The organism is Okeania sp. (assembly GCF_983059655.1).
The window spans coordinates 1-2006 of sequence record NZ_CEZPJD010001123.1 but is presented as its reverse complement, the minus strand read 5'-3'; the positions used below and the strand labels follow the sequence as shown (position 1 = coordinate 2006).

2 protein-coding genes are annotated in these 2006 nt (G+C 30.7%); one reads left to right on the top strand and one right to left on the bottom strand.

The window, feature by feature from the left end; translation table 11 throughout:
• A partial coding sequence (locus tag AC3DU7_RS32390) for a slipin family protein (protein WP_488043327.1) occupies positions 1 to 690 on the bottom strand: 690 nt, incomplete at its 3' end.
• Between the two features lie 548 nt (positions 691 to 1238).
• On the opposite strand from AC3DU7_RS32390, the gene AC3DU7_RS32385 reads away from it, so the two are divergent.
• Positions 1239 to 2006 (top strand): site-2 protease family protein (locus AC3DU7_RS32385; protein ID WP_488043326.1); only part of this gene is annotated, 768 nt, incomplete at its 3' end.

Here is a 2006-nt window from a genome sequence, read left to right as displayed (position 1 = left end):
TGAAATAGACTGAGAAATATCTTTTGCTAAAGATAAAATATCAGATGGAATCATCAAAATAGTAGTAGTATTTTGTTCTGTTCCAATCTCAGCAATCATCTGAATTCGACGTAGTTCTAATGCTACTGGAGATTTGGCAATTTCTTGTGCAGCTTGTGTTAATTTAATAGTTGATTCATACTCAGATTCTGCCTTAATCATACGCGCTCTTTTTTCTCTTGCGGCTTCAGCTTCTTTTGCCATTGCACGCTGCATTGGTTTAGGAATTTCCAGATTTTTTATTTCGATACGTTCAATTTCTATACCCCAAGGATTTGTAATTTCGTCAACTATTTCACAAATTCTAGAGTTAATTTTATCTCTTTCCTGAAGTAGTTCATCTAATTTATGTTGCCCAATAATATTACGCAAAGTTGTTAGGGCAGCTTGAGATGTGGCAAAGTTATAATCTTTAACTCTAATTATGGCTTTTTCTGGTTCCCGAATTCGATAATAAAGAACAGCATTAACACCAACAGTAACACTATCTTTTGTCACTGTGTCTTGAGATTCAATATCAACAGTAATAGTTCTTCGGTCTACTTGCTTTATTTGGTCGATTATTGGAATTGTTAAATATACACCAGGTCCTCTGACATAACTAAATCTTCCTAGTCTAAAAATTACCGATTTATGGTATTCAAAATTCATTTTTAGACTGGCAGATAATAAGACTATTAAAATTAATAAAATTAGTAAAGGTAAGATGGTTAACATATAATAATAACTTAACTTTTTAATAAGTATAGCATTATTCTTATGAATTGTTATATTAGAACTCAGGGAATAGGGAAATAAAATTGTTGATTTTATGTCTTGAATTGATTTAATTAAAAACTTTGCAATAGGTTTATAGTAGCAAACACAAGGAGAGTGAGTATTCAAAACAGCGTTTTTTTTATAAGAAAAAACCTCTATTTAGATTGACATCTCATAGCATTTCTCTGTAACAATGCGCTTAATAATTTTTGCTAATACCTTAATTATAGCGCTCCGCGCAAGGCAAAAGTCAAAAGTCAAAAGTTAAAAGTAATCCCTCACTGAGTTTAAGCCTTTGTAAATGTCCTAACCTTTGTTTCGACTGCTATACACTGAATATTCTCATACTTTGTAGCTGTATTTATTGAAATAATTATAATAGTTTAACTTGATAAAATAGATAGATAGATCGATATTTTAACTCCTAAAAAAATTTGATTATGGATATAGACACCTTACTAAAATTAGAGTTTTATATCAAAGCTGCTACTATCCTTTATAGCTGGTCATATTTATCAATTTTTTGTCACGAAATGGGGCATTTTATTATTTGTAAATTGGTAAGATTTTACCCTTATTATCTCAGAGTTGGTACGGGGTTTAAAATTTTAAAAATTCACTTATTTAATACTCTATTTGAGTTAGGAATTATTCCCAGTGGCGGTCTCACTGTTTTTTCAAGAAAGCCTTGGGATATTTCTGATTTAAGAAGTAAGTATATTTTAATTAGTATTGGCGGCCCTTTGGCAAACTTATTATTACTAATTTGGCTAATTTATCGCTATGAAATAGACCGCCATCCTACATTGATTATATTAATGATATTTGAAGTTAAAGGATTGCTGAGTAATTTAACTTCTGTAGGCAGTGATGGGGATACTTTAACTTCCGCGATCGCTGCTAACCATGATGAATATTTGCAGTCTATTTTTGAGGGATATAAAGAAATTCTCTTACTTCCTAGCTATGAGGAAAATGAGTTACCTGAAAAATTTTTAAATAACGATATTAATAGTCTAGAAAAGTTTATTCAAGCTGTTTGGGAATTGAATAATGGTAACTTCCCTAGAGCGTCTAAACTGTTTATCTCTGTTTTAAAAACTCCCAAAATTTCTCCTCAAGAAAAAGCTATTCTTTTTAATTTATTGACTTCTATAGTAACTTGGTTTGGATATAAAAAATATCTCAAGGCTGCTGATGTATGGTCA